Genomic DNA, 26,630 nt, shown 5'->3' on the forward strand with positions numbered 1-26,630 from the left:
GCTGCATATTTGCAGCGCTTTTATTCACATTGCTCACAACACTATTTTAAGCGTGTTGTAATATATAAGTACAATACCAGCCGCATTCAAAACGTTAAAACCTAAGCGCGTTAAATAGCCCATTACCTGCGTCAAAAAACGATTTTACAATATTAATTTTTTATAAAAGTTGCTCTAAAAATGTGCTGTGATTTATGCATTGTCGGATATTACTGATCTCCCCCAATTTAGTGTGTTACTGCATTAATGGAAACTTCTTTATAGTTAACTAATTGTTTACAGGTGGTTATTTGCTGGCTAAGATAAAAGCATCGTAATATAGGGACATTTGTCGGTTTGTAAAACGACAAATGTCGTAGACAAAGTTGTTAGGTATACAAGGAAGGTTCAGTGCCAATTTATGTCAAAGTAGATGGTTCAGGTGAAAAATTAGCTCACCTTGCAGAAGGTGATTGGGAATTACCATCTCAGATAGAAGCACTAGAATTCTGGCTTCTCACAAATCCTCTCAATCTCGCACCAGCAAAGTACATAGCAGATCTTGGTTTTACTGTAAGAGAGAATGCATGTGGTGGCGGGGCAATATTGTCACCAGAAGCAATGTCTATAATGGGGCGTCTAGGTATCAAGCTGTACTTATCAGAGTACGGTGAGTAATGTATACCTAACAAACGCATTAACACTCGCTGCGCTCGCTAGGGACAAAAACACGTAGGCTCCCTGCGCTTCGCTTGGTATTGTAGCCTACGTATTTTTGCCCGTTATGCGGGCCGTTAGCCGTCAATACAAAACATCACCTATGGGGTATCAAATGGGGATTATGGATAGAAGAGATAATTTTAAAGTTCAGGACGAAAACATAACTTTTGAAGAGTTACTGGAAAAAGCCCCTGATGAAATTGCAAAACTGGTAGAAAAAGCAAATGTAATAATATTGCCCTCTCATGGAACAAATGATGAGTTTTATTCAGGCACATTAGATACACTTGATTTTTTTAACAATAGCGAGATAGCTACTGAAATATACTCTACTGATGACAATTATAAAGAATTAGGATTACACGGTGCTGACATTTGGCTTGGTACTTTTATAGTTAAAAATTTCCTAATTCCAATATTTTGTGGGGTTGCAGCTACATACATATATGAGAAATTGAAAGCAAAAAATGATGACAACATTTCTTTGAAGTTCATAGTTGAAAAGAAGGATGGAAAAACAACATCAGTTTCATATGATGGAAAGGTCGAAAACCTTAATAAGGCATTGGATGCTGTCAAGGAACTGAGTGATGAATCTTAAACTCATAAGTTATGAAGAAACGCAGCTCCCTGAAGTTAAAGAATATATAGGAAAGGTGTGTAAAGCTAAAGAAATAGCGATTGAGCAAAATAATGAAAAAGTTGCAAATGATCTCTGGAGAGAGCATGAAGCGCTTGAAGCCAACTTCCTATTTATTGGTGCATTCAATGAGTTAAAAAAGGGGAATTATAGACAAGCATGGGTGGATTTTGAAAAGTGCGAGATCAAGTGTAAATTTCTCGAAGAAAACTCAGATGATGATTTTTTATCAAGGAAAAGAATAAAATTCATTTCAAGTCAAATCCCTAAGTGGCAGGCTTTATATCCTTATTGTGTTTTTGTTAGTCCTGGATTCACAGTTGGTTATTACACGTGCAGTATTTGTAATCATAAAATAAGACCTAGATCCAGATGCGGGCATGAGAAAGGAAAACTTTACAATGGTAAACTTTGCCTGCATGTAGCTCATGATATGAATTTCAAAGAAATCTCTATTGTTAGCAGCCCTGTCCAAAAATATTCAGTCGTACACGATGATAGCACCTTGGATTTTTCAGTTCTCGAGCATTTGCTTAGCTTTCTTGAAAATGCTTATGAAGATTGGAATTACGAAAAGAAAACCAAGAAGTTCCCAAGGGCTAAATTTAATAGTGTTCAAGCTGACTCAGGATGTCCATGTAAAAGTGGTAGTGTGTTTAGAGAATGCTGTTTCAATAAAAGTGATATTGAAATACCTCACATAGATTTTATCTTTTATAAAGAAATCTCTGAAGAAAAACAAAACATTAAGTTCCCTTATTGAGGAACGGCTAACAAGAAAATCCAGGTGACGCCTACGGTGCACCTGATTTAGGCGTTAGGTGATTCTGAGAAATCAATGGCCAAATCAGAGATAAGACAGTTCTTAAAAGAGATCCGCACTAAATTTCCTGACGTTGTGCCTCTCATGGAAAAACATGAAAAATGGGCACTCACATTCCTAATGGAAGAGTTCGCAAATTTGACAACCATTTTGTTTAACCAAGGTAATTTAGAAGAAGCATTAGAACAGTTGCAGTACATGAGCGAAAAACTAGATACTGCAACCAAAGCAGAATTCGAATACATAGATGTATATTATACAGAGCACTTATTCTGGAAAGGTACAAAAGAAGGTATTGAGCGTGGCTGGCCTCTCGTGCCAGGTAATCTCAAAAAACTATACTTGGGCTTTCATGGTAAAGCCCCTAGGGTAGTGGTTTAAATATGCACGCACCTAACAACCTAATCAACACACTCACTTCGTTCGCTGGGATGCATACACATGGGCAGCGTCGCTTCGATCCAAATTATAGCCCATGTGTTTGCGCCCCTAAGCAGGGTGCTATGAGGTGCTCTAGATAGTATGCAGAATATAAATCCATGGCTTTGGTCAGCTTTTGTTTTGTCTCTTTCAGGAATCTTTTTTAGATGGGTGTTTGGTAATACGTTTGTGGGCTTTTTTCTTGCCGTATTGCTAGCTTTAGCGATAGTGCCTTTAGTTAAAAAAATTCAGAGAAAGAATTAACAAAACTCCCATCTTAAACTTTGCACTTTTTGATGCCCAGATTCTAATAGGCTAAATAAAGTGGGTCCCATCATAATTGGTTAGGGCCCATCATAATTTGATGCCCTGACATAAATTAAAAACCATCTGTAAAGAGACCCATTAATAAAAGATAAATCCTGAATCTGTATGGCAGATTTAGTTGCACAGTGTTGTTTGTTTTATTAAGGTGACTGCCTAGTTTGTGTGATTCAGGTGGCTGTTTAGTTTATATGATTATTAGTATATTCAGCACCTTAAGTAGAGGGAAATATGTTTTTTGAATCGTGGAGTGAAATAGCGCGCATTGTTACTACAACCTTGATTATTTATCCCTTTTTAATCCTAGCGACGCATTTATTGGGTAAACGCTCATTTGCTAAAATGAATAACTTTGACTGGATAATCACCGTTGCGGCAGGCTCCATCTTAGGTTCTGCTATCTTATTGAAAGACGTGGTTATAGTTGAGGTTTTAGTCGCGGTAAGCCTGCTCCTCTTTTTACAATATTTACTCACTTGGATCAGCGCCCATTTTTCGACGTTCGACAAAGTAGTCAAAACCTCTCCACAATTAGTCTTTTTCGACGGTGAATATATAGAGGCTGCTATGAAAGACACTCGTCTCACCAGCACCGAGGTGGAAGCGAGTGTTCGAAAAGCCGGTTTTGGTGATTTAAGTACAGTTATGGCGGTGGTTTTCGAGGCCGACGGTGAATTAAGTATTGTGCCGAAAAGTGAAAACTATGATCAACTGATTATGAAGTTACGCAATCCCCGAGATTAATTGGACAATTTTTAGTGGCCGAAGATTACCTTCAAGCACCAAAATTAATTGGCATGGTTTTTTTACTGCATGAAAATAAACGAGACACCCATCTTAATTTTGCAGTTTGGTAAACTATGCATTAGGATTTTTTTGCCTAAAAAACAGACTAGTTGTCTTGTGGTAATTGCAAGTAAGCTTGGTTAAAACAAAATACAATCACTATATTATGCGCTACATGGGGCAGGGGATTTTTATAAGCCCGATGTGGCATATAACGGCATTGATTGGACAACCAATGTATTGCTTGAGCAAATAAAAACGTTATAAAAAAGCCGCTTGTTTCAACAAGCGGCTTAACTATTCTAACTAGGGAATAGTTTAAAAGGTGTAACGGGCACCAATTGAGTAGCGTGGGCCGTACTGATTAGCAAATAAAAACTGCTCTTCGTAACGGCCGTAGCCTTCTTCGGTGGCATTATTTAAGTTTATGCCATCAAAAAATACGGTTACGTTTTCGTTTACATCGTAGTTTACGCTCATATCCCATTGGCCGTAGGCTTTAGCATATTGCGGTGGCGCATCGGCTGAGCCTTGTGCTTGGCCTACACCAATTAAGTACGAGTCGCGCCATGCGTAAGTAATTTTGATTGATAGGCCGTCTTTTTCGTAAAAGCCTTGAAAGTTAGCAGAGTCACTTAAACCTGTAAGCGGCGCTTGTTGGTCTAGGCTTTCGCTATCAAATTCTACATCGCCATCTACAAACGTGGCGTTAACACCTACACCAAAACCAGTTTCGCCAATTAAGTGCTGAACAGCCACTTCAAAACCATCTACCGATTTGCTGTCGGTGTTTTGTGGTTGGCTTATGTTCCATACCATAAGTGGGTCATCGCTATTTGGCTCAATGACGCCATTCGCATTGCCATAACCATTGCTAATCATTTGCGCAAAAATAGCATCGGTGGTTGCTTGCTCGCCGCGCGATTCAATATCGCTAACTGCTTGTAAGTAACGCGGGCCGTTTAAAATGTCGTATAGGCCTTCAATCGTGGTTTGCGTAATGGTGGTTTGAATAAAGTTATCTACGTCTTTTTTAAAGTAACCAACAGAGGCATAGCTGCCTTCTGCGTAGTAATACTCTAATGATAAGTCGAGATTGGTTGATTCAAACGGCAATAAATTTGTATTACCTTGGCTACCCGTGCGCGAGCCAGGTTTTGGGCTGCCTGTTAAGCTACGGCCACCGGCTAAATCACCCAGTGGTGCACGCGACATAGTTTTACCCCATGAAACACGGGCTACAACGTCTTCGGTTAAATCAACACTTACATCGATTGACGGTAATAATATGTCGTAATCGCCTTGCTGCTCTAAGAAGTTATCATCGCCGCCGGCTGCATATTGCATTATCCACTCTGAGGCGCTGATCCAGTTTACTTGTTCTTCAACACGCTGGCGTACTGTGCTGGTTACATCTGTTTGCTCGTAGCGCAGGCCTGCGTTTACTTTTACGTAGTAATCGCTTACATCAAACTCCCAGCTTGATTGAATATAAAAGCTGTTTGTAATTTCTTCTACGTAGCTTTCGCTATCAATACCATCCATGTAAGCATTGGCTGCGTATGCATCGCCACCGGTTACATCAGAAGTTAGGTAAGCCATTTGGCGAGCCACTGCTTCGTCAAAATCGTAGGTGTAGTAGTAACCTGGTTGTAAGTTGCTGCCGCCACCATCAAATTGATCTAAAAGGCCCGACGTATCGTGGCGAGTAAACATGCTATCTGGGAATATTTCTGTGTACGATGGGTTAAAACCAGGGCCACCCACTAAGCCACTCCAAGCAGTGTAACCGCCAGTGTTTTGCTCAGTGCGCGATGCACCAAATTTTACTTTAACTAGGCCAATATCAAAGTTTTCATTGTACCAAGTGGTATGTAATTGTAATTGCTCAATGTTTGATTCACCCGGCGAGTGCGTAAATTGGCTAAAGTTAGAGTCAATTTCGCCTGGCGTTAATTCGCTTGTGCCGTTTAACCAGTTAACTTGAGCACTTGGGATTTCGCCTGTGCGGTAATCGTAAATTTTGTTTGCTAGCTGATCAGAGCCTAAAATCACTTGGCCAGTACTACCTAGCCCATCATCGGCGCCGTTATCGGTTTCATTTTTAGAGTCATGGTAATCAAGCTCTACGTGCCACGTGTCGTTAATTTCCCACTCTAGGTTTAAACCAATAGAGCGTGCTTTTACTTCTGTGGTGCCTTTGTTAGCTGTAAACGAGGCATCGTTACCGCTAATATCGGCATAAACAGCGGTGCCGTTTTCATCAAGCTCGTAGCCATTAATATTGCTACCAAAGTCGTTCCAGATACCCCAACCAATACTTTCAGAGCCCGTAACCGCTTTACTTGCTGTGTAATCTAAGGTGGCTACAAAGCCATCAACCGGTTCAAATTGAAAAGTAACTTGGCCGTTAGTACGTTCACGCTCTACATCTTCAATAGAGTAGTTCATGTCTTTAGGGAAGTAGTAGTTACCTGATGGGTCAGTACGGTTATCAACAACATTACTGCTATCTAATTCAGGTAAATCAACATTGGCTTGCCAACCTTGAATATTGGCGCGTTGTTTTTGAAAGTCGCGTTCTTGGTGCGAAAACGAAAAACCAAAACCAAATCTGTCATCTGCAAATGTGTTGCTATAAACAGCAGAAAGCTCTGGGGTTACATCATCACCGGCTTCGTTTGATGAGTCATGATTTGCTTTAACCGTGGCTGAAAAATTTTGACCTGGCTTTTGAAAAGGGCGCGCAGTAGAAATGTTTACCGTAGCACCTAAACCACCGCTTGGTACATCGGCGCGCGCTGTTTTAAATACTTCTAGCGCACTTACGCCCTCTGAGGCAATGTTTTCAAGATTGTACGAACGCGTATAACCTGTGCCTGGCATTTGGCGGCCGTTTAACGTAATTAAGTTAAACTCTGGGCCAAAACCACGTACGGTAATTTGGCTACCTTCACCGTTTGCACGGCTCACCGATACACCGGTAATGCGTTGTAATGATTCTGCTAAATTGGTATCTGGAAATTTCCCCATTTCTTCTGCTGAAATGGCATCTACTACGCCCGATGAATCACGTTTCATATCCATAGAACGAATAAGTGAACCACGAATACCTTTTACTTCAATAACTTCTACATCAGGAGATGCTGCAGTGTCTGCCTCGGCAGCAATGGCCGTATTTAACGTGCTTGCAGCAATGATAAGAGACACAGAAGCCGCAAGTTGGCTCTTTTTAAAATTGAATGTGTTCATAATAGCTCTGCTTTATAAAATGTTGTTGTGTAGCAATAGGCGCCATGCGCCTATTGTAGTGTGTTTTTATGGATTCGCGATAATCACGTTATCTATGCGGTATAGTGCGCCGTTGCCCATATCCCACGTAGGAAATACCATGAGCACGTTTATAGCGCTAATATCTAAGCCCGCATCAAATAGTTCCTGAATAGGGAAGGTGTATGTTTGCCATTCGCCTGTAACAGGTGTTTGCCCTTCATTGCTTTGCGTTAATGCCAGCTCTACTGCGCTTGAAGCGCCAATTGATTCAATTTTAAATAACCATTGTGCATCCACGTTTGAAGGTGCTGTTATTACTTTTAAATCAAACTGTACAACGCCATTTTCTAACAGGGCTGATGCATCAAACGATACGTCTTCATCGGCTAAAAAGCCCATTACAGTAGGTGTTGCACCAATGCTAAACTGAGCCACTGCGCCGTGCTGATCATCGTCGGTTTCTGTAGTAGGTGTTGAACCACCACAGCAATCCCATATGCTCCACTGATCGGCGACTGTATCTGTAAATACGTTTAGCTCACCAGAGGCAACGGGCGCTGCATTAGGGTTGTAAATTTTAACATTATCTACACGGTAAACCGCGCCTTCACCTGCGCCCCATGCCGGAAAAATCATAAGTACATCAATTGCACTTACATCAAGGCCTGCACCTGCGAGATCTGATAACTTAAATGTATAAGTTTGCCACTCGCCAGTCACTGGCGCTACACCTTCAACACTTTGCGTTAGTTCAAGTTCTGCAAATGAAGTTGCACCATTTGCCTCTACTTTAAATAACCACGCAGTTGAAGGGTCGCTAGGGGTAGATGTTACTTTTAAGTCAAACTGTATAACGCCTTCATCTAAAATGCTGCTTGCATCAAATGACTCACCTGCACCACCTACTTCAACACGGCTGTTAAAGCCCATTACTGTAGGCTCTGCACCAATACTAAATTCAGCGGTTACACCGTGCGCTTCATCATCTACCACTTCGATAGGCGTTGAGCCACCACAACAATCCCACATTGGCCATGCTAGGTTTTGCTCATCTTCAAAAATAGTTAGCTCTGGTGATGCGCCTAGGTTGTCTTGTGTAATTTCAACGTCGTCAATTAAAAAGGTTGCGCCTTCGCCCGTGCCCCACTCAGGAAATACCATAAGTACGTCAATTGCGCTGATATCTAAATCTAAGTCAGCAAGGTCAGAAAGCAAAAACGTATAGGTTTGCCACTGACCTACTACAGGTGCTTGGCCTTCAACGCTACTTGTAAGCGGCATATCAGCATCGGTTGAGGCTTCTGTGCTTTCAAGTTTTACAAACCAAGGTGTGTCTGGCACGCTTGGTGCGCTGGTTACTTTCATTTTAAAGCGTACGTAGCCTTCTTCTAGCATAGGTGATGCATCAAAAGGCGTTGCAGCGCCGTTTTCGTCAGTAATAAATGCATCGCGGCTAATAAAGCCAACCACTGTAGGCTCGCTGCCTATTGTAAATTCAACAACGTCGCCTTGCTCTTCATCACTTACAATTGCAGGTGTAGAGCCACCACAACAATCCCATGCTGGCCAGTTAGGGTTAAAGCTGTCGCCAAAAATAGTTAACGGTGTAGCAATACCTGTAGATGGCGGGCTAGGAATAGGCGCTTCGCCCTCTAGCAGGGCATCGTCTAGGCTATCGTAACCTGGGCGAATAGTTTCACACCCTTTGCCGGTATCTGGGTTTGATGCACATTGATAAACACGTACGTAGTCAATTGCAAACGTTTGGCCGTTTTCAAATGCGCTGGCATCTACGCCTAACTCATTTACGTTTTCAGGCCAGTCGCCGCCTACTGCTAAATTTAACAGTAAGTGAAAGTCCTTATCGTAAGGAGCGCTATCCCAATGAGTTTCTAGTTCGCCAGAACCTTGTTCAAAATACTCTGCAAACCAACCGCGATGTTTCAAACCTGCGGCTTCGCCTTTGGAATTATATAATACTTCTGATTGGCGCTGTGTGGCATATAGGTAGCCATCAACGTACCAGCGTATTTCACCTTCTTGCCACTCTACTGCGTAAGTATGAAAGTCATCTGCTGGGTTGCTATCTTCAGGAAATTTGTACTCTTGGCCTGTGTAGCTGTTATCTGGCCAAGCGCGGCCGTAATGCAATGTGCCATGAATGCTTGATTCAACACCGCCATCTTCGTCAGCGGTTTTTAGGTTTACTGATTCTAAAACATCAATTTCGCCTGAGCGTGGCCATGTACCATATTCTTCATCGGTTGGTAGCATCCAAAACGCAGGCCAGCTGCCTTGCCCCGAAGGCAGCTTTGCGCGCACTTCAAAGCGGCCATAAGTAAAATCAGCATTGTAACGGGTATTTAAACGCGCAGAAGTGTAGGGCTTTTCAGCGCCTTCTGTCGCGGGTAGGGCAACAATGTTTAACACACCGTCTTGTATAAAGGCGTTTTCTTCGTTATCGGTGTAACATTGTTTTTCGTTGTTACCACCGCCATCGCAGTTTAATTCAAAGTTCCACTTATTAGTATCAATGGCTGAGTCTTCAAACTCGTCGCTCCATACTAGTTGCCAATCTGAAACTGGCTCAGAAGCGTCGATATTTTCAAAATTAGATGTTGTGGCAGAGTCGCCACCACAGCCAGCTAAAGACGCTAACGAAATAGCAGCCAATAAGCGAGCAATGTGTGTTTTTTCAATGTTCATAGCTGAACCCCGGTTTCACAGATTGTTGTCAGAATGTGTGTTTAAACTTATTAAAAAGAACCATATTTATTTTTGTAAGCGCTTACATTTATCATGTGTTTTTGTAAGCGCTTACAAATAATATTGCGCACTACGTAAATGGTCAACATATTTGTGTGTTTTATTTACATTTAGTTTACGGTAAGACCAGTTTACCAATTGGAGTTATTAACTAAATCGCTAACAAATTTAACAGCTTACATTATTTGTAATGTTGCATTTTTAATACATCTATTAATATTTTACTTAAGCGGTAAATATTAAAGTGACCTGCAGCAATTACGTTTAGTGCTAATTGCGATGATTTACCCGTATTAGGCTAACTATATGGCGTGTAATTTTGCTTTTTTACAAAAAACGAAAGTTAAAAAAGTGAAAGTGGTATAGCATTCAATAGGTTAGTAAACCCTTTAAAGCGCTTAGCTTGTAAAGGTTAAATTATAGGGAGTAAGGCTTTGGCGGGATTTAATAAGGTAAATGTGTAAATTTAAATACGCATTTACCCCTTAATTTATTATTTATTTTAATAGTATTGTAGCCACTTGAAATGGCAGCTTATTTACGTTTAAACGGCATAATTAGCAAGCCCCACAGCGAGGCGTTTTGCTGCGGGTTAGGGTATTCTTTTAAGCCTATATCTATGTCGTTATCGGCTTTTTGCGCTTCATTTTTGTAACTACCAAACAGTTTATCCCACCAAATAACGCTAAATCCATAGTTTGAATTGGTTTCGCTCACGCGCTGGCTATGATGAATACGGTGCAGTATTTGGGTCATTAATATGAGCCGAAGTGGTTTTTCTATTGCATTGGGTAAACGTATATTGGCGTGGTTAAACAGCGCTAATCCATTAAGTGCTATTTCAAATATTAATACAGCAATAGCAGGTACGCCCAAAGCGTTAACGGCAATTAATTTTATAAGTATGCTGAGCACAATTTCGATAGGGTGAAAACGCAAACCTGTGCTGGTATCTACATGGGCATCGGCGTGGTGCACACGGTGCAAGCGCCACAAAATAGGCACTTGATGAAACAGCCGGTGCTGCCAATAAATAACTATATCTAGCAGTAATATGCTTAAAATAATAGCAACACTACTTGGTGTGGCTATTTGATTAAATAAACCGATACCGTGCTCTTGGTTATAAAGCGCTACGGCAGTTAAGCCTATTGGCACACTTAAGCGAGCAATTACAGAGGCTGCAAACACCAGTCCAAAATTGGCCAACCACCGAGTGGTACTTTTTATCGGCGATTTACGGGCAGGCATGCGCGATTCTAGCAGCATCATAATAACCAAAATGCTAAAAAAGAACCCTAATCGCCACCAAATTTCATTACTCATTGGCTTGTTTAACCTCATCAGCTTCTTGGCGTTTAAGCGTGTTATAACCACCATGTATACGTGTAAAAATAGTAATAGCGCACGCAGTGGCAAAAATACTCGCCATTAGGGCAAAGTGCTGCGGCCAAATACAAAAGGCAATAAACAGCGCGATGGTTTCTGTGCCTTCGGTTAAACCATTTAAATAGTAAAAGCTTTTGTATTTAAACTGAGGTTTTTCGAGCTTAAATTTTTCGGCGGCTATGGCAAAGGCTAAAAAGCTTGAGCCAGTGCCTATAAAGGTGGCCAGTAATATGCTACCTGCAATCGCGTTTTGCTCAGGGTTTGCCAAAATAAAGCCAAGCGGAATTGCCGCATAAAATAAAAAGTCGAGGGTAATATCTAAAAAGCCGCCAGCGCTTGAACTTAAATTTGCATGGCGTGCTAATGCGCCATCTAGCCCATCTAAAATACGATTTAAAGCAATAGCCGTTAACGCTGCGTACCACATTTCATACGCAATTAATGGTACAGCTAATAGGCCTATTAAAAAGCCTGCCACAGTAAGTTGATCGGGCGTTATGCCGCGCTTGTGCATTAACGCTACAACAGGGGTTAACAGTGGCTTTATTACTGGGGTGATGTATTTGTCTAACATGCTTGGTGCCTTGTGCTTTTTGTGCGTTTACTTGGCTAAATTTAAGGTGATCAGTTTGCCATTTGCAGCCTCTGCATCGCTATGATCGTGAGTTACCATAATAGCGGGCAATTTATGCTCGCGTATTTGGCTAAATACCAGCTCGCGCGTATCTACTCTTAATTGGGTGTCGAGCTTGCTAAAGGGCTCATCAAGTAAAATAGCTTTTGGCTCGCTTAATAGCATACGCAGTAAAGCTACGCGTGCTTGTTGCCCACCAGAGAGGTTGTCGGGGTGGCGATTAGCCATGCCTTTTAATCCAACTTGTTCAAGGGCGTGCTCTATTTTTTCAAGGCGCTGTTTTTTATTGCCTTTAGGCATAGCAAAGGCAATGTTACCGCTTACCGATAAATGCGAAAATAATAACGCATCTTGATAAAGCACGCCTATGTGGCGTAAATGAGCGGGTAAGTTATTAATATTTTCGCCGTTAAGCCACACTTCGCCATTTGCGCTAAAACCACTGGGTAATGTGCCGGTAAGCCAGTTTAATAAACTTGATTTACCACTGCCTGATGGCCCCATAACAGTGAGTATTTCGCCGCCTTTTACCTGCTCGTTTAAGCTAAGTAATTGCTGGTTTTGACGATAAAGCTCACAATTTTTAATCTCTAAAGATGACTGCATTAAAAACCTTTTAATTTATGGGTTAGCGATGGGCGCTTTTAAAAAAGTACTTAGGTAACACCCACGCCAGTATAAAGCCAATGAGTGGCAATGCCATTTGCATAATGGCATACACTGCACTGGTGCGCCTACTTGCGCCATTAGCAAGGGTAACCGCTTCGGTTGTGATGGTTGCTATGCGCCCGCCACCGGCTAAAAGCGTGGGGAGGTATTGGCCAAAGCTAATGGCTAAACCAAGTGCCGCCGCAATTAAAATAGGAGCAAATAACTGGGGTAATTTCACTTGTAAAAATACTTTGCAGGGCGTTGCGCCAAGGCTTGCTGCTACATGAGCAAAGCGAGGGTCTAAGCGCCTATAACTGCTCGCAAGCGATAAAAACGCATACGGTAGTACAAACAATAAATGGGTAAATACCACATTAAAAAACGCGGCCTGGTTATTTACTAGTTGTTGCAGCCACACTAGGCCAAATAAAAACGCAATACTTGGTACAAGCAGCGGTAAATAAATAATTAAGCTGGTAAAGCGCGACATGGGTTTGGCACTTAATTGCTCTGACTCTAAGCACAAAAGGGTAATAATAATGGCAAATAACGTAGTAACTAGCCCTATAGCAAGGGTATTAAAAAGCGGGCTTTGCATTTGCATTAGCGCACTTTTAAAGTGAAGTAGCGTGAGCTGCTCGGGCAGTGCCGCCGGAAAACGCCAAAATCCGGCAACCGACCACATAATTAAGCCAGTTAACGAAAGCAAAATAAAGCCAATTACAAATACCGTTAATACGGTTGTTATTTTTTGCCAATAAACGCCACCATATTCTCGCTCGCCATTGGTGAGTAAATTACTAAATAATGCTTTTATCGCTTTTTCGCCGCCAAGCCAAAGAGCTAGTAAACCACCAGTAAGGACAAGCTGCAATAATGCCCCCGCAGAGGCTTTAATACGCAGGTTTAAATCTACATCGTTAAACCAGTGCATGATAGCTACAGCCAATGTGGGTGGTGTATTTGGCCCCAAAATAAGTGGCATTTCTACACTTGCACTGGCATAAGCCAATACTGCGAGAATAGGTAGACGCAATAATGGGTAAAGGCTTGGTAATACTACTTTAAAAAAAGCAGTCATAGGGCAGTAGCCTAAATTAAGCGCTACTTTATGTTGTTGGCGCAGTTTTTTGCCAAGCTCAGGTTGGGCAAGCACACCTAGCGCCATTAACAGTAAAAAAGGCAGCTCTTTAAGGGTTAAGCCTAAAATTATACTAATACCAAACGCGTCATGCGGAAACATGCCGTTAGGCGCAAGTTCCCACCCACTAAACCAAGGCGATACTAAACGCGAGATCATTCCCGAAGGCGCAATTAAAAAACCAACCGCTATAGCCGCTGCCGCGTGGGGAATTACCAGTATCGGGCTCAATAAACGCTGAATACGGTTAAGCCACGGGCTATTAAAAAATGCCGCTAAAATCATTAATGTAATGGTAAAGGCTAGTAAGGTACTTATTAATCCGCTGCCAACACTTAGCATAACCATGTGTGTTAGGCCGGGTGTTTGCATGAGCATAGTAAAGCCATGTAGGCCAAGTGTTGTATGCTCAAGTACCGGCGCATAACCAAAAGCGGGCAATAGCACGCTAATTAAGCCGCCTATTACAGGTAAAATAAGCAATGCCAGTAAAAAGCGTGGACTTAATGTAACTAATTTACTAAACATATCGGCGCTTTTATGTGGTTTAAGCGTTGAGCTCGCTGCTAACTTATTTGAAACAACACTCATTGGCTTACTCCAAAACGTGTTTGCCAACCTTGCAAAATAGCATTTACCCAGCTTGGGTGAGGCTCACTTAGCGTGCGTTTAATACTATTTAAAGGCAGGGCACTTGGATGCGGTTGCGTTGTTTTAAATAAAGCTTGTTGCTGTGGAGCTAGCGTTGATTGAATAAGTACGCTTTTATCGCCCCATATAGGCGCTTTTTGTTTTTGAGCTTGCGCCTCTGGACTTAATAAAAAATTAGCCACTAACTGCGCACTTTGTGCATGGCTTGCATTATAAGGTATGGCTACAAAGTGGGTGTTACTTAAACTGCCATCTTGCATTGCATAACTGCGAATACTTTTTGGTAAATCATAGCGTTTAACGGCTGCGGGCACTTCGGGTGCTGAAAACGTAAACGCGATGCTTAGCTCGGTGTCGCCTACTAAACGGCGCATTTGCGCGCCACTTTGCATAAAGTGTTTACCGCCGCGCCAAAGAGTTGGGTGCAGTTTATTTAAAAAATCCCATAACGGGTTTAATACTTGGGCTGTGTTTTGTGCAGTAGCTGGCTGATTTAACTGTGCTTTAAGTGTGTCATTACTTTGTTGATGTAGCATAACAAGCGCGTATTTTAAAAAGCTCATGCCTAAAAAGTCAGGCGGCTTTGGGTAGCTAAAGCGCCCTGGATTTTGTGCGCTCCAGCTAAGTAATTGGTTTAGGGTTGTTGGTAGTGTGTTATTTGCAGTGCCGCCAATTGCTAAACTGTCGTAGTAAAAGGTGAGCGATGCTTGGCCCCAAGGAGCTTCCATTCCATTAGTGGGTATTCCAAAATCAAAATTAACAGCGGGATTATTGCTAGGGTCGGTGTAGCTAAAATTAGGCAGCTTATTAGCCCATTGTTTAAGTAACAATGAGTGCTCGCTCATGGTGGCAAAGTTAGCACCGTTTATCCAAATTAAATCTACGCTGCCTTTATCGTTATTGTTTGCTGATTTTTCGGCAAGTACCCGGCTAACGGCTTCGCTGGTATCACTGAGTTTTACATGTACTAAGTTAATGTTGTATTTGGCTTTTACTTGCTGCGCAGCCCATTTAATATATGCATTTATTTGCGCATCGCCGCCCCACGCATAAAAATATACGCTTTGGTTTTTACCTAAGCTTTCTATTTGTTGCCAACGGCTTTGTAGTTGTGTACTTGCTAGGCTTTTGAAGCTAATAACAAGGCAAATGCAAAACGCGACACAGCAAAAGCTGTATCGCGATAATGTTTGCCAACATTTATTGGCGAGCATTTAAATCCCAGTTGTAGTCTAAAAACTTAACTTTCATGTCGTTATTTTTAAGCGCTTTTTGCTGAGCGGGTACCAGTTTTAGTGCTTTAGGGTATTGCAAAAAAAACTGCTGCAATGTGTTGGCGCCTTTAAAACCTTGTTCAAAATCCTCGCCATACCACTTAAATATTGAAGACACATTTAGCGTGTTATCTTGCGCTATATTGCGGGTTGTATCTGATAAAAAACGCACCGTTTGCGCTTGCAATTGGCTTTCTAAATCAGTGGCTGTGTAGGCTTCTTCACGTAGTGCTGGGCAGCCAATACTTGCGCAATTTACAGCAAAGTGAATACGTGGGTCGTTGTATTTACCACTGCCACGTACTAAACCATGCTCTATATCATCAAGGCTGCGCGTTTTACCAAGTAATGGCACAAACTCTTTGCTCCATGGTGAGCTAAAAAAACTGCCTAAATCTTTAATTGACTTAAGGTTTGGGTATTTTGTTAATATTAGCTCAACAGTAAAGGCGTTATATGCGTTAATTAAAAACGCCAGCTGCTTAGGTTTTTCCCATGTATCAAACTCATTTTGTGTAACAGCCGATAGTGAATCTAAATAGCTTTTAAGCTCGCTGTGCTTAGCTTTTATTGCTGAATAATCAACCTCTGTGCTGTGGCCATGATTAATAGCTACAACATGGTTGTTTAATAATGCGTTCCAGCCCTCGTGCATATTTTTAGCTTGGGCCGAAAATGACGTTGCAAACGATGTTGCAAGCAAAGCACTACCTAACAATAGCGCTTTTAAAGGTGTTTTAAACATATTAGCCTCTGCGCCATGTGTGGTATTTTTCAAGCATGTTAAGTACTTTTTCAGGTGCGTGAGCGCGTTTCCACTCACCCGCCGCGTACTTATTACCTTCAGCCCATGTAGGGTAGCTGTGAATAGTGCCCAGTATTTTGTTAAGGCCTAAACCGTGTTTCATTGCCAGTACAAACTCAGCTATTAAATCGCCAGCGTGCTCAGAAACCACAGTAACACCGAGTATTTTGTCTTTGCCTTTTGGTGTAATTACTTTAATAAAGCCTTTGGTGGCGCTGTCGGTAATGGCGCGGTCTAGTTCTTCAAATTCAAAGCGAGTGATTTCATAGTCAATGTCTTTATCAATAGCGTCTTGCTCGTTTAAGCCAACACGTGCTACTTCTGGGTCAATAAACGTAGTCCACGGAATAACACGGTAATCGACTTTAAACTTTTTAAGATTACCAAATAAGCCATTTACTGCTGCGTACCAACCCTGATGAGCGGCTACGTGCGTAAACTGATACGGACCTACAATATCGCCAGCGGCAAAAATGTTAGGGTAAAGCGTTTCAAGGTATTCGTTAGTGACTACAGTACGATTAGTTTCAATACCGAGTTCTTCAAGGCCGTAACCTTTAAGGCGAGCGCTTCGGCCCACAGCACATAGTAGCTCATCGTATTCAATATCGATTTCGGTATCGTTATGTTTTACTACAATGAACTTTTTGCCATCGCGCGCTTCACAGCGCAGTGCCTGATGCGATGTTAAAATGTTTACGCCGCTTTCAATAAGCGCTTCGTGAGCAAAGGTAGACACTTCTAGGTCTTCTTTGATCATAATACGCTCTGCCATTTCAATTTGCGTAACATTTGAGCCTAAGCGTGCAAAACTTTGTGCAAGTTCGCTACCAATTGGGCCGCCGCCAAGTACAACAAGCTTTTTAGGGGCTTCTTCAAGTTCAGCAAATTTAGTCCATAAAGTATCGCTTGTTACGTAGCCTGTTTCTTCAATACCAGGAAGTGGCGGTACAAATGGGCGTGCGCCTGTGGCAATAACAATCGTGCGAGCTGTTAACGTTTGCGTGCCACCGTCGTTAAGCTTAATTTCTACAGTCCACGGGTCTAATAATTTACCGTAGCCTTTTACTACATCTACGCCTAGGTTTGTGTAGCGCTCAACGCTGTCGTGCGGGGCGATGTCGGCAATTACTTTATGTACACGTGCCATTACTTTTTTAAACGAAAACTGCGGTGCCATGTTTTCAAGGCCGTAGTGTTCACCGTGGCGAATTTGCTCGGCAATTTTAGCACTTTTAATAACGGCTTTACTTGGCACACACCCGTAGTTTAAACAGTCGCCACCCATTTCGCCGGCTTCAATTAGCGTTACTTTGGCTTTAACCGCTGCTGCAATGTAGCTTGTTACTAAGCCTCCAGCACCTGCGCCAATAACAATCATGTTGCGGTCGAACTTTTTAGGTTTAGTGTAATTTTTGTATACGCGACGCTTTTTAAACACGTTTAAGATTCCTTTAGCAATAAAAGGGAACACACCCAATAAAGCGAATGATAAAATAAGATCGAGCGATAAAATGCCAGATAAGCTCTCTATTTGCGCAAGTTGCGTACCTGCGTTTACAAATACAAATGTACCCGCCAGCATGCCTACTTGGCTTACCCAGTAAAAGGTCCATGCTTTAATGGCGGTAACACCCATCAATAAGTTAATTAAAAAGAACGGAAATACTGGCACTAATCTAAGCGTAAATAAGTAAAAGCCACCTTCTTTTTCAACGCCCGCGTCAATAGCGTCTAAGCGCTCAGGAAAACGTTGTTTAATTGTATCGCGCAGTAAGTAACGCGATACTAAAAAGGCAAGCGTAGCACCTACCGTAGAGGCAAACGAGGCAACCAATAAACCTTCAACTAAGCCAAATAACGCACCTGCAGCCAGTGTTAATATAGCCGCCCCCGGTAATGAGAGAGCCGTTACCACTACGTATAATAAAAAGAAGCCACCAAAAACCAATAATGGTGATTGCTCTTTATATTGGCTAAATTGATCCATCGAGCCTTTTAAGCCTTCAAGCGTAAGTAACTGGTGTAAATTAAAGTGAAAGAACAAGCCTATAGCCGCTGCTGCAATCAATACCAAAAATAGTTTTTTAATCATGTTCTCTCAACCGCTCTTAAAAATTATGGGTTAGTGTTAATTTTGCGTTTATTGGTAGTTCAGGAAATGCCAATGTTGCACCAAAGTAACCCCCTTCAAATACTGGGCGCCAGTTTTTTTGATTAGTGACATTGTTTACATCTAATCGCAACTTAGTCCTAGGCGTAAAAGCGTAGCTAGTATTAACGTTTAGCGTGTATTGATCACGAATTTTAACTGTTGCTAAAAAGTCTAATGGGTAACTCTTTGTATATAGACCTGAAAAACCCATTTGCCATTTCGAATTAATTGAATAATTTCCGTTAAAACTGAACGACTGCTCAGGAATGCCCTGAACTTGGCGGTTTGAAGGTGCAAATGCGGTAAAACTTGGTGCGCCAACACCGGTACCGGCAATAATGTCTGGGCGTGAATTGTCAAACGCATCGATTACTTGAGCAGAATCTTGACTGCTTGCAGAGTTGTCGTAACGAGCGTCTATGTAGCTGTAACCCGCACTTAGCCAATAAGGGTAGGCATCGTAAAATACTTGGCTTTCAAAACCTGTAGTACGAATACCTGTATTGCTGCCGTCGCGATTACGTAAACTACGGCGCTGGCTAAATACCGCGCCATCAGCGTACCAGTCGCTGTCGGTTGGGGCGTACTTTAAGCCAAACTCGACTAAAGTGTTTTCGGTAGCAAAATTTTGTGCGCTAATCGTGTTATCGCTGCCAAGCGATGTACCGCCCGCCATACTGTTTGATGTGGCTTCGTTATAACTTGCTGCACCATAAGTGGTGTAGTCGGCATTTAATTTGTAATTAAAGCTAACTTGGCCAGAATGCAGTATTTCGTTAATGCTGTCGCTTGCGGCAACTTGACCTTGTGGTGCAATAGGGTCGTTTGCTTCTACATCGTAAAAGTCAACGCGGTAACCCACACTGGTATGAAGTTTATCGCCCCAATCTGAGTCTTGTTGAATGGCAAGCCCTGTTTGCCATGAGCGTGAGTCGGTGGTGTCTGATAAGTTAAAGTCACCGCTGCCATCGTTATCTAAATCGTATTGACCACCAGGCGATACAAATACACCTGGGCTTAGCTCTACTAAACGTGCTTTTTGTGCATCGGTTAAGGGAATGCGGCGGTTTGAAAGTGGGCCAGTTAAATCAATTGGTAAATCGGCCTCGGTAGTAAATTGGCTGTAGCCAAGTACTTTGTTATAGCGTACGTCAAAAGCAAAAATTGTTTGCTGGTCACTATTCCAACGGTAGGTAAGCTCAGTGCGGTTTTGCGCTGTATCGGCGCCGTCTATAATTTCTACAAAACTGTTTTGGGCTATTTCTTCACGCTGTAAATGCTGAAAGTACGTAATGTTTTTAAGTGAGGCATTAGCACTTAGCTCACGCTTATAAATACTGTGAATTAAATAAGTGGTTGCTTCGTTTTGGTTATCAGGGTCGGTAAGCACGGTGCTACGATCTATTTTTACTTGCCCAGTAGGCGAAACAATTGAACCCGCTGCTGGTACGGTACTGCCATTGGCTTGCACGCCTTGGCCGGTAATATAAAGGCCATCATCAATTAAGGCTTGGGTAGGGCGGTTAATACCGGCGTTATCGGTAAATTCAACTTGGTATAGCTCAAAGTTAATATCCCAACTGCTTTTATCATCCGGCAAAATTCTAAGCGCAGCAAATAAACTGTCGCTTTTAGTGCCTGAGTAATCGTAGTAGCTGCCTTCATCAAGGTGCTCGTAACTTACTCTAAGGCCCACTTTATCTTTTATAATGGGGGCAGTGTAATCTACTTGCGCACTGTATTGATCCCATCGCCCCGCTGAGATCTTAACTTTACCTTTACTTTCATCTGTAGAGGCAGCTTTAGAATGTAGATTTACAAAACCACCGTTACGTTGGCTTGAACCAAATAAAACCGGCGGTGCGCCTTTTACTACATCTATCTGTTCTACAGAATTGAACGATAACGGCACGCCAAAGCCATTATTACCTGCTTGGCGGCGTGTACCATCTTGAAAAAGCTCACCCAGTTGGCCACGAATAGTAGGTAAGCTGGGTGCACCAAAGCCACTTGCAGAGTAAGTGTTTGGGCTCACTGCTAGTACGTCTTGTAGGGTAGTAATATTTAGTTGCTCTATTAACTCGCTTGAAATAGGCGTTACTGAGCGTGCTATGTCTTGCAGTGCAAGGTTGTCGCCGAAGGGGCCGTTAATAGTGGCATCTTTTACAGAAAGCCCTTGAGATTTAATAGTTTGGCCTGCTACTTCAATACGTTCAATTGAGTCGGTATTAGCTGCAGATTGTGCCGCATTAGCATAAAAATTAGGTGTGAGTGAAGCGGCTATAAAAAGTGCCAAATATGAATGTTTCAAAAGGGTTCTCATTTTGGTTAGTGTGAATGTGGCAATAAAGACCTGCAGCTTTGTGAATAACTTTCAGTAAATATTAATTCTTTTTGTTTTTTAGAATGAAACGTTAAAAGTTTAGCACATTGCTCAAAAGCGTTATTCAGTTTTTGGCACTATCTTTTTGTTTTACAAATACTGTAGTTAGTTATTGCCATGATAAGGTCGTAATTTATAAATAGCGGTTTTATACGCAAACAAACGCAAAGCAGGGCACCGAATTTATTAAAAAATTATACATTAAGGTGAAATAAAATATGTGTTGAGCGGTCTTGCTAGTTTCAACATTAAATTATTTAGTTTTAAGGAAATTTTATGACTGGTACGACAGGTACTGACTTTCAAAATCGTTTGCAGTGGTCGCTTTTTTCGCTACGCCTAGGCGTATTTATTGTAATGATTATGTGGACGTTTGATAAGTTTGTTAACCCTGGGCATAGCGCACGAATTTTTGAGCATTTTTATGGTGTTAGCGGCTCTACAGATGTGGTTGCTTATGTACTGGGGGCGTTACAGCTTATTTTAGTGTTGGCTTTTTTAGCGGGTATTAAAAAGCGACTTACGTATGGCGTTATATTTGTAATGCACGGCCTTTCTACGCTTTCATCTTATAATCAGTATATTGATGGCTTTAATAACTTATTGTTTTTTACAGCGTGGCCAATGTGGGCAGCGTGTTTTGCACTTTATGTGTTACGCGAGCAAGACGTTAAATTTACCATTAAGTAGCACTGCAAAAAAAATGGTTATAAGCCATACGGCTTATAACCAATAAGTACACAAGGGAGTGTATGGAAGTCGGTTTAATTAATAACTAATGCATGGCATCGTTGTACTGTTTAGCTAGGCTTTCTTTTTGCCCTTCGGTTAGGGCTTTACCCGCTAATTGAAATACTTCATGTTCTTCTTCGCTTAAATGATGATGCACTAAATGGTGCAATTTTTTAGCAGCAACTAACCATGCCGATGAGCTCATTTCGGTGTCTTCAAGTTGTTCTATTAATTCGTCAATTTCATGGTGCTCAGCAACGCTGTGGCGTGCTTTTTCGTGCGTTAGATCGTCAAACATAAGTGGGTTATAAAAATAACGCTCTTCAAATTTTGCATGATCTTCTAATTCGGTTTTTAGCTCGTCCATTAGCTTGTGGCGCTGCTGCGTATCGCCGTGCGTTTGAATAAGGGCATCTACTAACTCGCGTTGTTTATCGTGGTCGTGACGTAGCGCTTCAAAAATATTCATAACTCTTTCCTTGCTGTAATTGCTTTATAGACTTTTAAAAGCAAGCGCAGTGCCAGATTTTAATATGTTGATATAGTTGACTTTAATGTACTTTTGGCTGGTTTGGATGGCGTTGCTCTGTAACTTTTACACACAAACAGCTGCAATTTTTTCAGATTAAAAGAGGTGATTGCTTTTGACGCTACATAAGCTTACATATTTTTATTGGTTGGGTATTTTATTGAGGTGGTAAAGTAGCGCATTATTTGGGTACAAGCTGTACATACTTGCCTTACCTATATTTTTATAAAACTTTAGATATTAGGATAGTTTAAGGATGAACTTAAAAAGCCCCACTACAGCATTATTACTGTGCGCGTTATTAAGTGCATGTAGTACAGCCGAGCATTCTGAACGACGTGTATGCATACAAGAGGCAGAAATGACTGAGCTAAATGGCGCTAAAACAAGCTCAAAGGTTTACAATGAATGTGTAAGCGCTCAAATAAAAAAGGATGCTAAAGGCGACACTTTTTTTGATGAAGTTGGTGTGTTTTTTATTGATCTACTTGTTTTAATAGCCGACTAAGTAAGCAAACTTACAGCTATAATTTAAAGCACAAGGGTGCGTAAAATAGGATTGAATATGAAAGCGTTTTTAATTGTATTTTCATTGTGTATATTTTTAACTGGCTGTGCGGCAAAGCCTTATGCGGGCTCTGCAAAATGTATGGAGCAAGCTGATATAGCTTATGAAACCAATATACATAAAAATGAGCCGCTAGATAATGAATGCAAAGCTACAAAAGTAAATACGCCTAATAAAGAGTTTGAGAATCATAGTATTGTTGATAGAAGTCTTTTACAGCTAATTGTTAGTTTTTTAAACGGTATATTTAGATAATTAAAATACAATTAAATAAGGTATGTATGCAGGAAGAACTAAAAGCAAAAATTATAGCTGTATGCGATAAAAAAATAGCAGCCAAAGGCGAAAACGTAGGCCTTTCTTTTTACGCTTTTTTCGCAAATAAAAACGACAATCCAGAGCTGCTGATGCAAGCCGCTACGTGGTGGATACACATCCATAAGTTAGATCACTTTGAAAAAGCGATAAAAATAAAACAAATGATTATTGAAGGTGACTAATAACGTATATTTACGCGATTGCTATTTGGTTTCTGCCATTTTCTTTTGCTTTATAAAGTTGTTGGTCTGCACGTTTAATTAGCTCGCTAAGTGAGTCGCTTTTAGCATTACTTATTGCCACGCCAGCACTAAAGGTAACGTGTGTTTTACTTGGCAATGCCTCAATATGACTACAGTACTGCGCTAACTTATTTTCAAGATTTTCAAAAAAGTTGTTTATTTTATCGCGATTTTGCGTTTTTAAAACAAATAGCCACTCTTCGCCGCCATAGCGGCCAAACTTATCGTTAGTACTTAGTGTGTCTTTTGCTGCTTGAGCAAATTTTATAAGTACTAAATCTCCTATATCGTGGCCATATTTGTCGTTAATAGCTTTAAAGTAATCTAAATCAACGATGGCTATTGCTAGGCTCTGCTGGGATAAACACTCATTTGCTTTTTGCAAAATGCCACGTCGGTTTAAGCTGTTAGTTAGGTAGTCGGTTAATGCTATAGCATGGTATTTTTTACGTTGGCGCATTTGGCGGTAAAATAAAAATAGCGACACGATGACTAAAATAAAGGCAATTGAAGCACTTAAGCGCCAAATTATTTTTTGCTGGTGTTCTTCTGTAGCCTGCAGTTTGTTTATGTCTTTTTCGTATTCTAGCTGTAAAATTTTGTCTTCTTTTTCTTTTACTTCAAATTTAACCTGCAAGGTTTTTATATTGGTTTCGCTGGTGGCTTCGTAGTGTTTTATTGTATAAGCAAGCTCATCTTCAATTGCTTTAAATGCATCTTCGGTGAAGTTAAGCTGGCGCTTTAATTTATAGCGTTTGCTTAAAAAATCAGCCTTATAAATGCTGCGGCTAAATTTATCTAGGTTTAAAAATACTTCGTCGTTTACCTGGTTGGCTTTATTTAATAAATTTTGCTTTGTGTAGATGTCTGATAATAAAATCATTGATGCTAAATGCATGTCATTAATGCCGGCAGAGCTTGCAAGTGCAATATTTTTGTTTGTAAGCATTAAAGCTGTATCGTAATTACCCTGCAGGTATTGAATATTTGCAATAGAATATTGAGCGAAGGCTAAACCTTTTTTCATATTAACTTTGCTAAAATAAGCCAGCGCTTTATTTAAGTATACAAGCGCGTTTTTAGGCTGACCGACCTCAAGTAATACGTTCCCTAAACTCCAATAAGCTTTAGCAGTAAATAGGCCGTCGCTTGTTTGCTCGTAGGCATCTACCGCTTTTTGGGCATAATAAATGGCTTTTTCTTTATCATCTTTGTAGAGGTAGTTGTAAGCGTCGGCAATTTTTCTAAAAAAGTAGCCCTGCGAGGCTATGTCTTCTTCTTTTATAGCAAGCTCTAAACCTGTTAACGCTGCACTTAGCGTTTTTTTAAGTTCGTCGGTTTCGGTGTAGTAATAGGCTATAGCCCGAAAAACAATGATTTGTTCGTTAGGAGAAAGCTGTTTTAGCTGCGTTTGCAGTTGATTAGCAAGCGATTGCGCATTACTTAACTCTTTGTTAATTGCGAAAAGCTTAAGCTGAGCCTCTAAAAATAGTAGGTGACTGTTTTTATATGTTACAAGCTCAGTACTCTTTAAATACATTAGCAAATGGGTACTTAGCGCGGTGTATTGTTCTTGTCGAAAAAGTAGCTCTGAATATAAGGCAGCCGCTTCAAGGTGCAACTGTTTATGCTTTGTATGTTTAGTGACATTATAAGCGTGGGTTAGTTGTTTTTGGTGTAAAAGGTAATCTAGCTTGTTGGCTTTAATATCACTAAGCAGGCTTTGGATTGATTTTATATCAGGTGAAGTTAGTGAAGAGCTATTAGCAAATGTAGCACTACTTGTTAGTAAAAATAACAGGAGCACAAAAAAGCGAAACCACACCATATTGATTTTTATTATTATATTGTTCGTCATTTATTTTTACTGAATCAACACCTAAAACGATATAACTAACTATAGCATTGCTTGTAAATAACAAGTTAATACTTTATTGGGAATACACCACCACATCCTTTTGAAAGTTCAATTTCTAGTAAATAAGTACGAAAAGCATTATTAAAATAATGATGACACCCATCTAAAACTTAATTATGACACCCATCAAAACACAAACATAACTCTGACACCCATCAAAACACAAATAATAAAATAATAATGACACCCATCATAATAGTTGTATAAAACACAAGCTCGGACTACGCTTTAGCTTAAATAATGAACAGGGTTGTGTTATGGCTATTGCTCGTAAGCGCCAAATAAGTTTGGCAGATACAAAATATTATCACTGTATTTCACGCTGTGTTCGCCGGGCATATTTGTGTGGTGAAGACCCTTTTACAGGACAAAATTACGCGCATAGAAGAGGGTGGGTAGAGGATAAGCTTATCAGCCTTGCAAAGGTATTTTGTATAGATGTTTGTGCATATGCAGTTATGAGTAATCATACACATATTGTGTTGTTTGTAGATGATAAAAAAGCTAATAGGTTAAACGACAAAGCAATAGCAATTCGTTGGCATAAGCTTTTTAAAGGCACCGCTATCACGCATAAATTTATACGTGGTGAGAAGTTATCTGCTACCGAACATTGGTTTTTAAACGAGAGCCTAAAGCTGTATCGAGAACGCTTAAGTAGTATTAGCTGGTTTATGCGAGCATTGAACGAAAATATTGCAAGGCGAGCTAACAAAGAAGATGGCTGCACAGGGCGATTTTGGGAAGGACGATTTAAATCTCAAGCGTTACTAGATGAAGCTGCTTTGTTGGCGTGCATGGCATATGTAGATTTAAATCCAATACGCGCCAAAGCGGCTGAAACACCTGAGGGTTCGCACTTTACGAGCGTAAAACAACGCATAAAATCAATTGCACTTAAAAGCAACCAGGCGTTAAAAGTTAAGCAGCCAAAACAGTTATTACGCTTTGCAGGAAAGCCTAAAAAATACATGCCAAAAGGTTTACCATTCGAATTAAAAACGTATTTAGAGTTAGTTGAATTAACAGGTCGATGTATTCGCGCTGATAAAATAGGCTTTATTGCGCATTCAACACCTGAATTATTGATACGTTTGAATATAGCGGCAGAGAACTGGTTAAAACTTACAACCGAATTTGGCAATGTTTTTCATGGAGCCGTGGGGCGTGTAAGTTCATTAGATAGTTATTGTAAACATCAAGCTATTAAGCGAAGGCCTAGCTATTCAAATAGTAAAAAATTATTAGCCTAATAAAACCGTTAAATAAATAGTATGTCACTTAGCTTTGCTGAGCTTTTATTGTGCCTGAAGTTTCTTATTGGCCATAAGATTATTATAAAAAGCTTAAGTATATAAACTCAAACATCTCCATTACCATTCAACATCTCAAATCAACATATAAATCTAACCATATATTTCTTACTACATTGGCCAGATTCAAGGTCGAAGTGCACCACCTTTACTAAACTATAAGTTCAGGAGGTGTGCCATGGGTACCCAATATTCA

Annotated in this window: 22 protein-coding genes; 10 read left to right on the forward strand and 12 right to left on the reverse strand. The window is 40.8% G+C overall.

Annotated features, from left to right (window positions below; translation table 11 throughout):
• Positions 1-390 precede the first annotated feature (390 nt).
• The 5 genes from MSC25_RS11490 to MSC25_RS11510 all read left to right on the forward strand — a co-directional run bounded on the left by MSC25_RS11490 (position 391) and on the right by MSC25_RS11510 (position 3,650).
• A complete protein-coding gene (locus MSC25_RS11490; protein ID WP_007991272.1) occupies positions 391-657 on the forward strand; it encodes a hypothetical protein in 267 nt (88 codons plus the stop codon).
• Positions 658-811: 154 nt separating this feature from the next.
• Complete coding sequence (locus MSC25_RS11495) at positions 812-1,300, forward strand: hypothetical protein (protein ID WP_121638351.1); 489 nt, start codon at positions 812-814, stop codon at positions 1,298-1,300.
• Positions 1,290-2,102 (forward strand): zinc chelation protein SecC, encoded by an 813-nt coding sequence (locus tag MSC25_RS11500; protein WP_121638352.1) that lies wholly within the window; start codon positions 1,290-1,292, stop codon positions 2,100-2,102. The genes MSC25_RS11495 and MSC25_RS11500 overlap by 11 nt, the downstream gene beginning before the upstream one ends.
• Positions 2,103-2,177: 75 nt before the next feature.
• On the forward strand, positions 2,178-2,543 hold the full coding sequence (locus MSC25_RS11505) for a hypothetical protein (RefSeq protein WP_029773055.1): 366 nt from the start codon (positions 2,178-2,180) through the stop codon (positions 2,541-2,543).
• 594 nt (positions 2,544-3,137) lie between these two features.
• Complete coding sequence (locus tag MSC25_RS11510; protein ID WP_121638353.1) at positions 3,138-3,650, forward strand: YetF domain-containing protein; 513 nt, start codon at positions 3,138-3,140, stop codon at positions 3,648-3,650.
• Positions 3,651-4,010: 360 nt separating this feature from the next.
• Here MSC25_RS11510 and MSC25_RS11515 read toward each other — a convergent pair whose 3' ends face one another.
• The 10 genes from MSC25_RS11515 to MSC25_RS11560 form a co-directional block, all read right to left on the reverse strand.
• Entirely contained in the window at positions 4,011-6,944 is a 2,934-nt protein-coding gene (locus MSC25_RS11515) for a TonB-dependent receptor (RefSeq protein ID WP_054981730.1), read from the reverse strand.
• A 66-nt stretch (positions 6,945-7,010) separates the two neighbouring features.
• Entirely contained in the window at positions 7,011-9,671 is a 2,661-nt protein-coding gene (locus tag MSC25_RS11520) for a glycoside hydrolase family 16 protein (protein WP_248443478.1), read from the reverse strand.
• A gap of 594 nt (positions 9,672-10,265) precedes the next feature.
• Positions 10,266-11,057 (reverse strand): sterol desaturase family protein, encoded by a 792-nt coding sequence (locus tag MSC25_RS11525; protein WP_248443479.1) that lies wholly within the window; start codon positions 11,055-11,057, stop codon positions 10,266-10,268.
• Positions 11,050-11,694 (reverse strand): CDP-alcohol phosphatidyltransferase family protein, encoded by a 645-nt coding sequence (locus MSC25_RS11530; protein WP_248443480.1) that lies wholly within the window; start codon positions 11,692-11,694, stop codon positions 11,050-11,052. The genes MSC25_RS11525 and MSC25_RS11530 overlap by 8 nt, the downstream gene beginning before the upstream one ends.
• Positions 11,695-11,721: 27 nt before the next feature.
• Positions 11,722-12,360: an ATP-binding cassette domain-containing protein gene (locus MSC25_RS11535; protein ID WP_004589582.1), complete on the reverse strand. Its 639-nt coding sequence runs from the start codon at positions 12,358-12,360 to the stop codon at positions 11,722-11,724.
• 22 nt (positions 12,361-12,382) lie between these two features.
• Positions 12,383-14,137 carry an ABC transporter permease subunit gene (locus tag MSC25_RS11540; protein ID WP_248443481.1) on the reverse strand — a complete coding sequence of 585 codons (1,755 nt, stop codon included), beginning with the start codon at positions 14,135-14,137 and terminating at the stop codon, positions 12,383-12,385.
• Positions 14,134-15,411, reverse strand: coding sequence for an ABC transporter substrate-binding protein (locus tag MSC25_RS11545; protein WP_248443482.1), 1,278 nt, complete (start codon positions 15,409-15,411; stop codon positions 14,134-14,136). The genes MSC25_RS11540 and MSC25_RS11545 overlap by 4 nt, the downstream gene beginning before the upstream one ends.
• Positions 15,398-16,216, reverse strand: coding sequence for a DUF547 domain-containing protein (locus MSC25_RS11550; RefSeq protein WP_248443483.1), 819 nt, complete (start codon positions 16,214-16,216; stop codon positions 15,398-15,400). Before MSC25_RS11550 ends, MSC25_RS11545 begins: the two co-directional genes overlap by 14 nt.
• Before the next feature lies 1 nt (position 16,217).
• Positions 16,218-18,371, reverse strand: coding sequence for a bifunctional TVP38/TMEM64 family protein/FAD-dependent oxidoreductase (locus MSC25_RS11555; RefSeq protein ID WP_248443484.1), 2,154 nt, complete (start codon positions 18,369-18,371; stop codon positions 16,218-16,220).
• Positions 18,372-18,387: 16 nt separating this feature from the next.
• Positions 18,388-20,742, reverse strand: a complete 2,355-nt coding sequence (locus MSC25_RS11560; protein WP_248443486.1) for a TonB-dependent receptor — start codon at positions 20,740-20,742, stop codon at positions 18,388-18,390.
• Between the two features lie 348 nt (positions 20,743-21,090).
• On the opposite strand from MSC25_RS11560, the gene MSC25_RS11565 reads away from it, so the two are divergent.
• Positions 21,091-21,504: a hypothetical protein gene (locus MSC25_RS11565; protein WP_004589588.1), complete on the forward strand. Its 414-nt coding sequence runs from the start codon at positions 21,091-21,093 to the stop codon at positions 21,502-21,504.
• Between the two features lie 85 nt (positions 21,505-21,589).
• Here the strand turns inward: MSC25_RS11565 and MSC25_RS11570 are convergent, their stop codons facing one another.
• On the reverse strand, positions 21,590-22,015 hold the full coding sequence (locus MSC25_RS11570; protein ID WP_004589589.1) for a hemerythrin domain-containing protein: 426 nt from the start codon (positions 22,013-22,015) through the stop codon (positions 21,590-21,592).
• Between the two features lie 316 nt (positions 22,016-22,331).
• Between MSC25_RS11570 and MSC25_RS11575 the strand changes: the two genes are divergently transcribed.
• From MSC25_RS11575 to MSC25_RS11585, 3 genes are read left to right on the forward strand one after another with little or no spacing between them, the layout of a single operon-like run.
• Positions 22,332-22,583 (forward strand): hypothetical protein, encoded by a 252-nt coding sequence (locus MSC25_RS11575; protein WP_248443487.1) that lies wholly within the window; start codon positions 22,332-22,334, stop codon positions 22,581-22,583.
• A 57-nt stretch (positions 22,584-22,640) separates the two neighbouring features.
• A complete protein-coding gene (locus MSC25_RS11580) occupies positions 22,641-22,898 on the forward strand; it encodes a hypothetical protein (protein WP_248443488.1) in 258 nt (85 codons plus the stop codon).
• 26 nt (positions 22,899-22,924) lie between these two features.
• Positions 22,925-23,143 (forward strand): DUF6500 family protein, encoded by a 219-nt coding sequence (locus MSC25_RS11585; protein ID WP_064387059.1) that lies wholly within the window; start codon positions 22,925-22,927, stop codon positions 23,141-23,143.
• Between the two features lie 10 nt (positions 23,144-23,153).
• On the opposite strand, the gene MSC25_RS11590 is transcribed toward MSC25_RS11585, so the two are convergent.
• Positions 23,154-25,061, reverse strand: a complete 1,908-nt coding sequence (locus MSC25_RS11590) for a tetratricopeptide repeat-containing diguanylate cyclase (protein ID WP_248443489.1) — start codon at positions 25,059-25,061, stop codon at positions 23,154-23,156.
• A gap of 317 nt (positions 25,062-25,378) precedes the next feature.
• Here MSC25_RS11590 and MSC25_RS11595 point away from each other — a divergent pair, with 317 nt between their 5' ends.
• A complete protein-coding gene (locus tag MSC25_RS11595; protein ID WP_248443490.1) occupies positions 25,379-26,374 on the forward strand; it encodes a transposase in 996 nt (331 codons plus the stop codon).
• Positions 26,375-26,630: the final 256 nt, after the last annotated feature.

Source organism: Pseudoalteromonas sp. 1CM17D (assembly GCF_023161805.1).
GTDB classification, from domain to species: domain Bacteria; phylum Pseudomonadota; class Gammaproteobacteria; order Enterobacterales; family Alteromonadaceae; genus Pseudoalteromonas; species Pseudoalteromonas atlantica.

What these genes read in the sequence shown, in the direction of transcription:
- MSC25_RS11550 (WP_248443483.1), bottom strand. Translation starts at nt 16,216, where the DNA reads ATGTTTAAAACACCTTTAAAAGCGCTATTGTTAGGTAGTGCTTTGCTT.
- MSC25_RS11580 (WP_248443488.1), top strand. Translation starts at nt 22,641, where the DNA reads ATGAAAGCGTTTTTAATTGTATTTTCATTGTGTATATTTTTAACTGGC.
- MSC25_RS11535 (WP_004589582.1), bottom strand. Translation starts at nt 12,360, where the DNA reads ATGCAGTCATCTTTAGAGATTAAAAATTGTGAGCTTTATCGTCAAAAC.
- MSC25_RS11510 (WP_121638353.1), top strand. Translation starts at nt 3,138, where the DNA reads ATGTTTTTTGAATCGTGGAGTGAAATAGCGCGCATTGTTACTACAACC.
- MSC25_RS11500 (WP_121638352.1), top strand. Translation starts at nt 1,290, where the DNA reads ATGAATCTTAAACTCATAAGTTATGAAGAAACGCAGCTCCCTGAAGTT.
- MSC25_RS11530 (WP_248443480.1), bottom strand. Translation starts at nt 11,694, where the DNA reads ATGTTAGACAAATACATCACCCCAGTAATAAAGCCACTGTTAACCCCT.
- MSC25_RS11595 (WP_248443490.1), top strand. Translation starts at nt 25,379, where the DNA reads ATGGCTATTGCTCGTAAGCGCCAAATAAGTTTGGCAGATACAAAATAT.
- MSC25_RS11515 (WP_054981730.1), bottom strand. Translation starts at nt 6,944, where the DNA reads ATGAACACATTCAATTTTAAAAAGAGCCAACTTGCGGCTTCTGTGTCT.
- MSC25_RS11575 (WP_248443487.1), top strand. Translation starts at nt 22,332, where the DNA reads ATGAACTTAAAAAGCCCCACTACAGCATTATTACTGTGCGCGTTATTA.
- MSC25_RS11590 (WP_248443489.1), bottom strand. Translation starts at nt 25,061, where the DNA reads ATGACGAACAATATAATAATAAAAATCAATATGGTGTGGTTTCGCTTT.
- MSC25_RS11495 (WP_121638351.1), top strand. Translation starts at nt 812, where the DNA reads ATGGGGATTATGGATAGAAGAGATAATTTTAAAGTTCAGGACGAAAAC.
- MSC25_RS11545 (WP_248443482.1), bottom strand. Translation starts at nt 15,411, where the DNA reads ATGCTCGCCAATAAATGTTGGCAAACATTATCGCGATACAGCTTTTGC.
- MSC25_RS11565 (WP_004589588.1), top strand. Translation starts at nt 21,091, where the DNA reads ATGACTGGTACGACAGGTACTGACTTTCAAAATCGTTTGCAGTGGTCG.
- MSC25_RS11505 (WP_029773055.1), top strand. Translation starts at nt 2,178, where the DNA reads ATGGCCAAATCAGAGATAAGACAGTTCTTAAAAGAGATCCGCACTAAA.
- MSC25_RS11520 (WP_248443478.1), bottom strand. Translation starts at nt 9,671, where the DNA reads ATGAACATTGAAAAAACACACATTGCTCGCTTATTGGCTGCTATTTCG.
- MSC25_RS11555 (WP_248443484.1), bottom strand. Translation starts at nt 18,371, where the DNA reads ATGATTAAAAAACTATTTTTGGTATTGATTGCAGCAGCGGCTATAGGC.
- MSC25_RS11570 (WP_004589589.1), bottom strand. Translation starts at nt 22,015, where the DNA reads ATGAATATTTTTGAAGCGCTACGTCACGACCACGATAAACAACGCGAG.
- MSC25_RS11540 (WP_248443481.1), bottom strand. Translation starts at nt 14,137, where the DNA reads ATGAGTGTTGTTTCAAATAAGTTAGCAGCGAGCTCAACGCTTAAACCA.
- MSC25_RS11525 (WP_248443479.1), bottom strand. Translation starts at nt 11,057, where the DNA reads ATGAGTAATGAAATTTGGTGGCGATTAGGGTTCTTTTTTAGCATTTTG.
- MSC25_RS11585 (WP_064387059.1), top strand. Translation starts at nt 22,925, where the DNA reads ATGCAGGAAGAACTAAAAGCAAAAATTATAGCTGTATGCGATAAAAAA.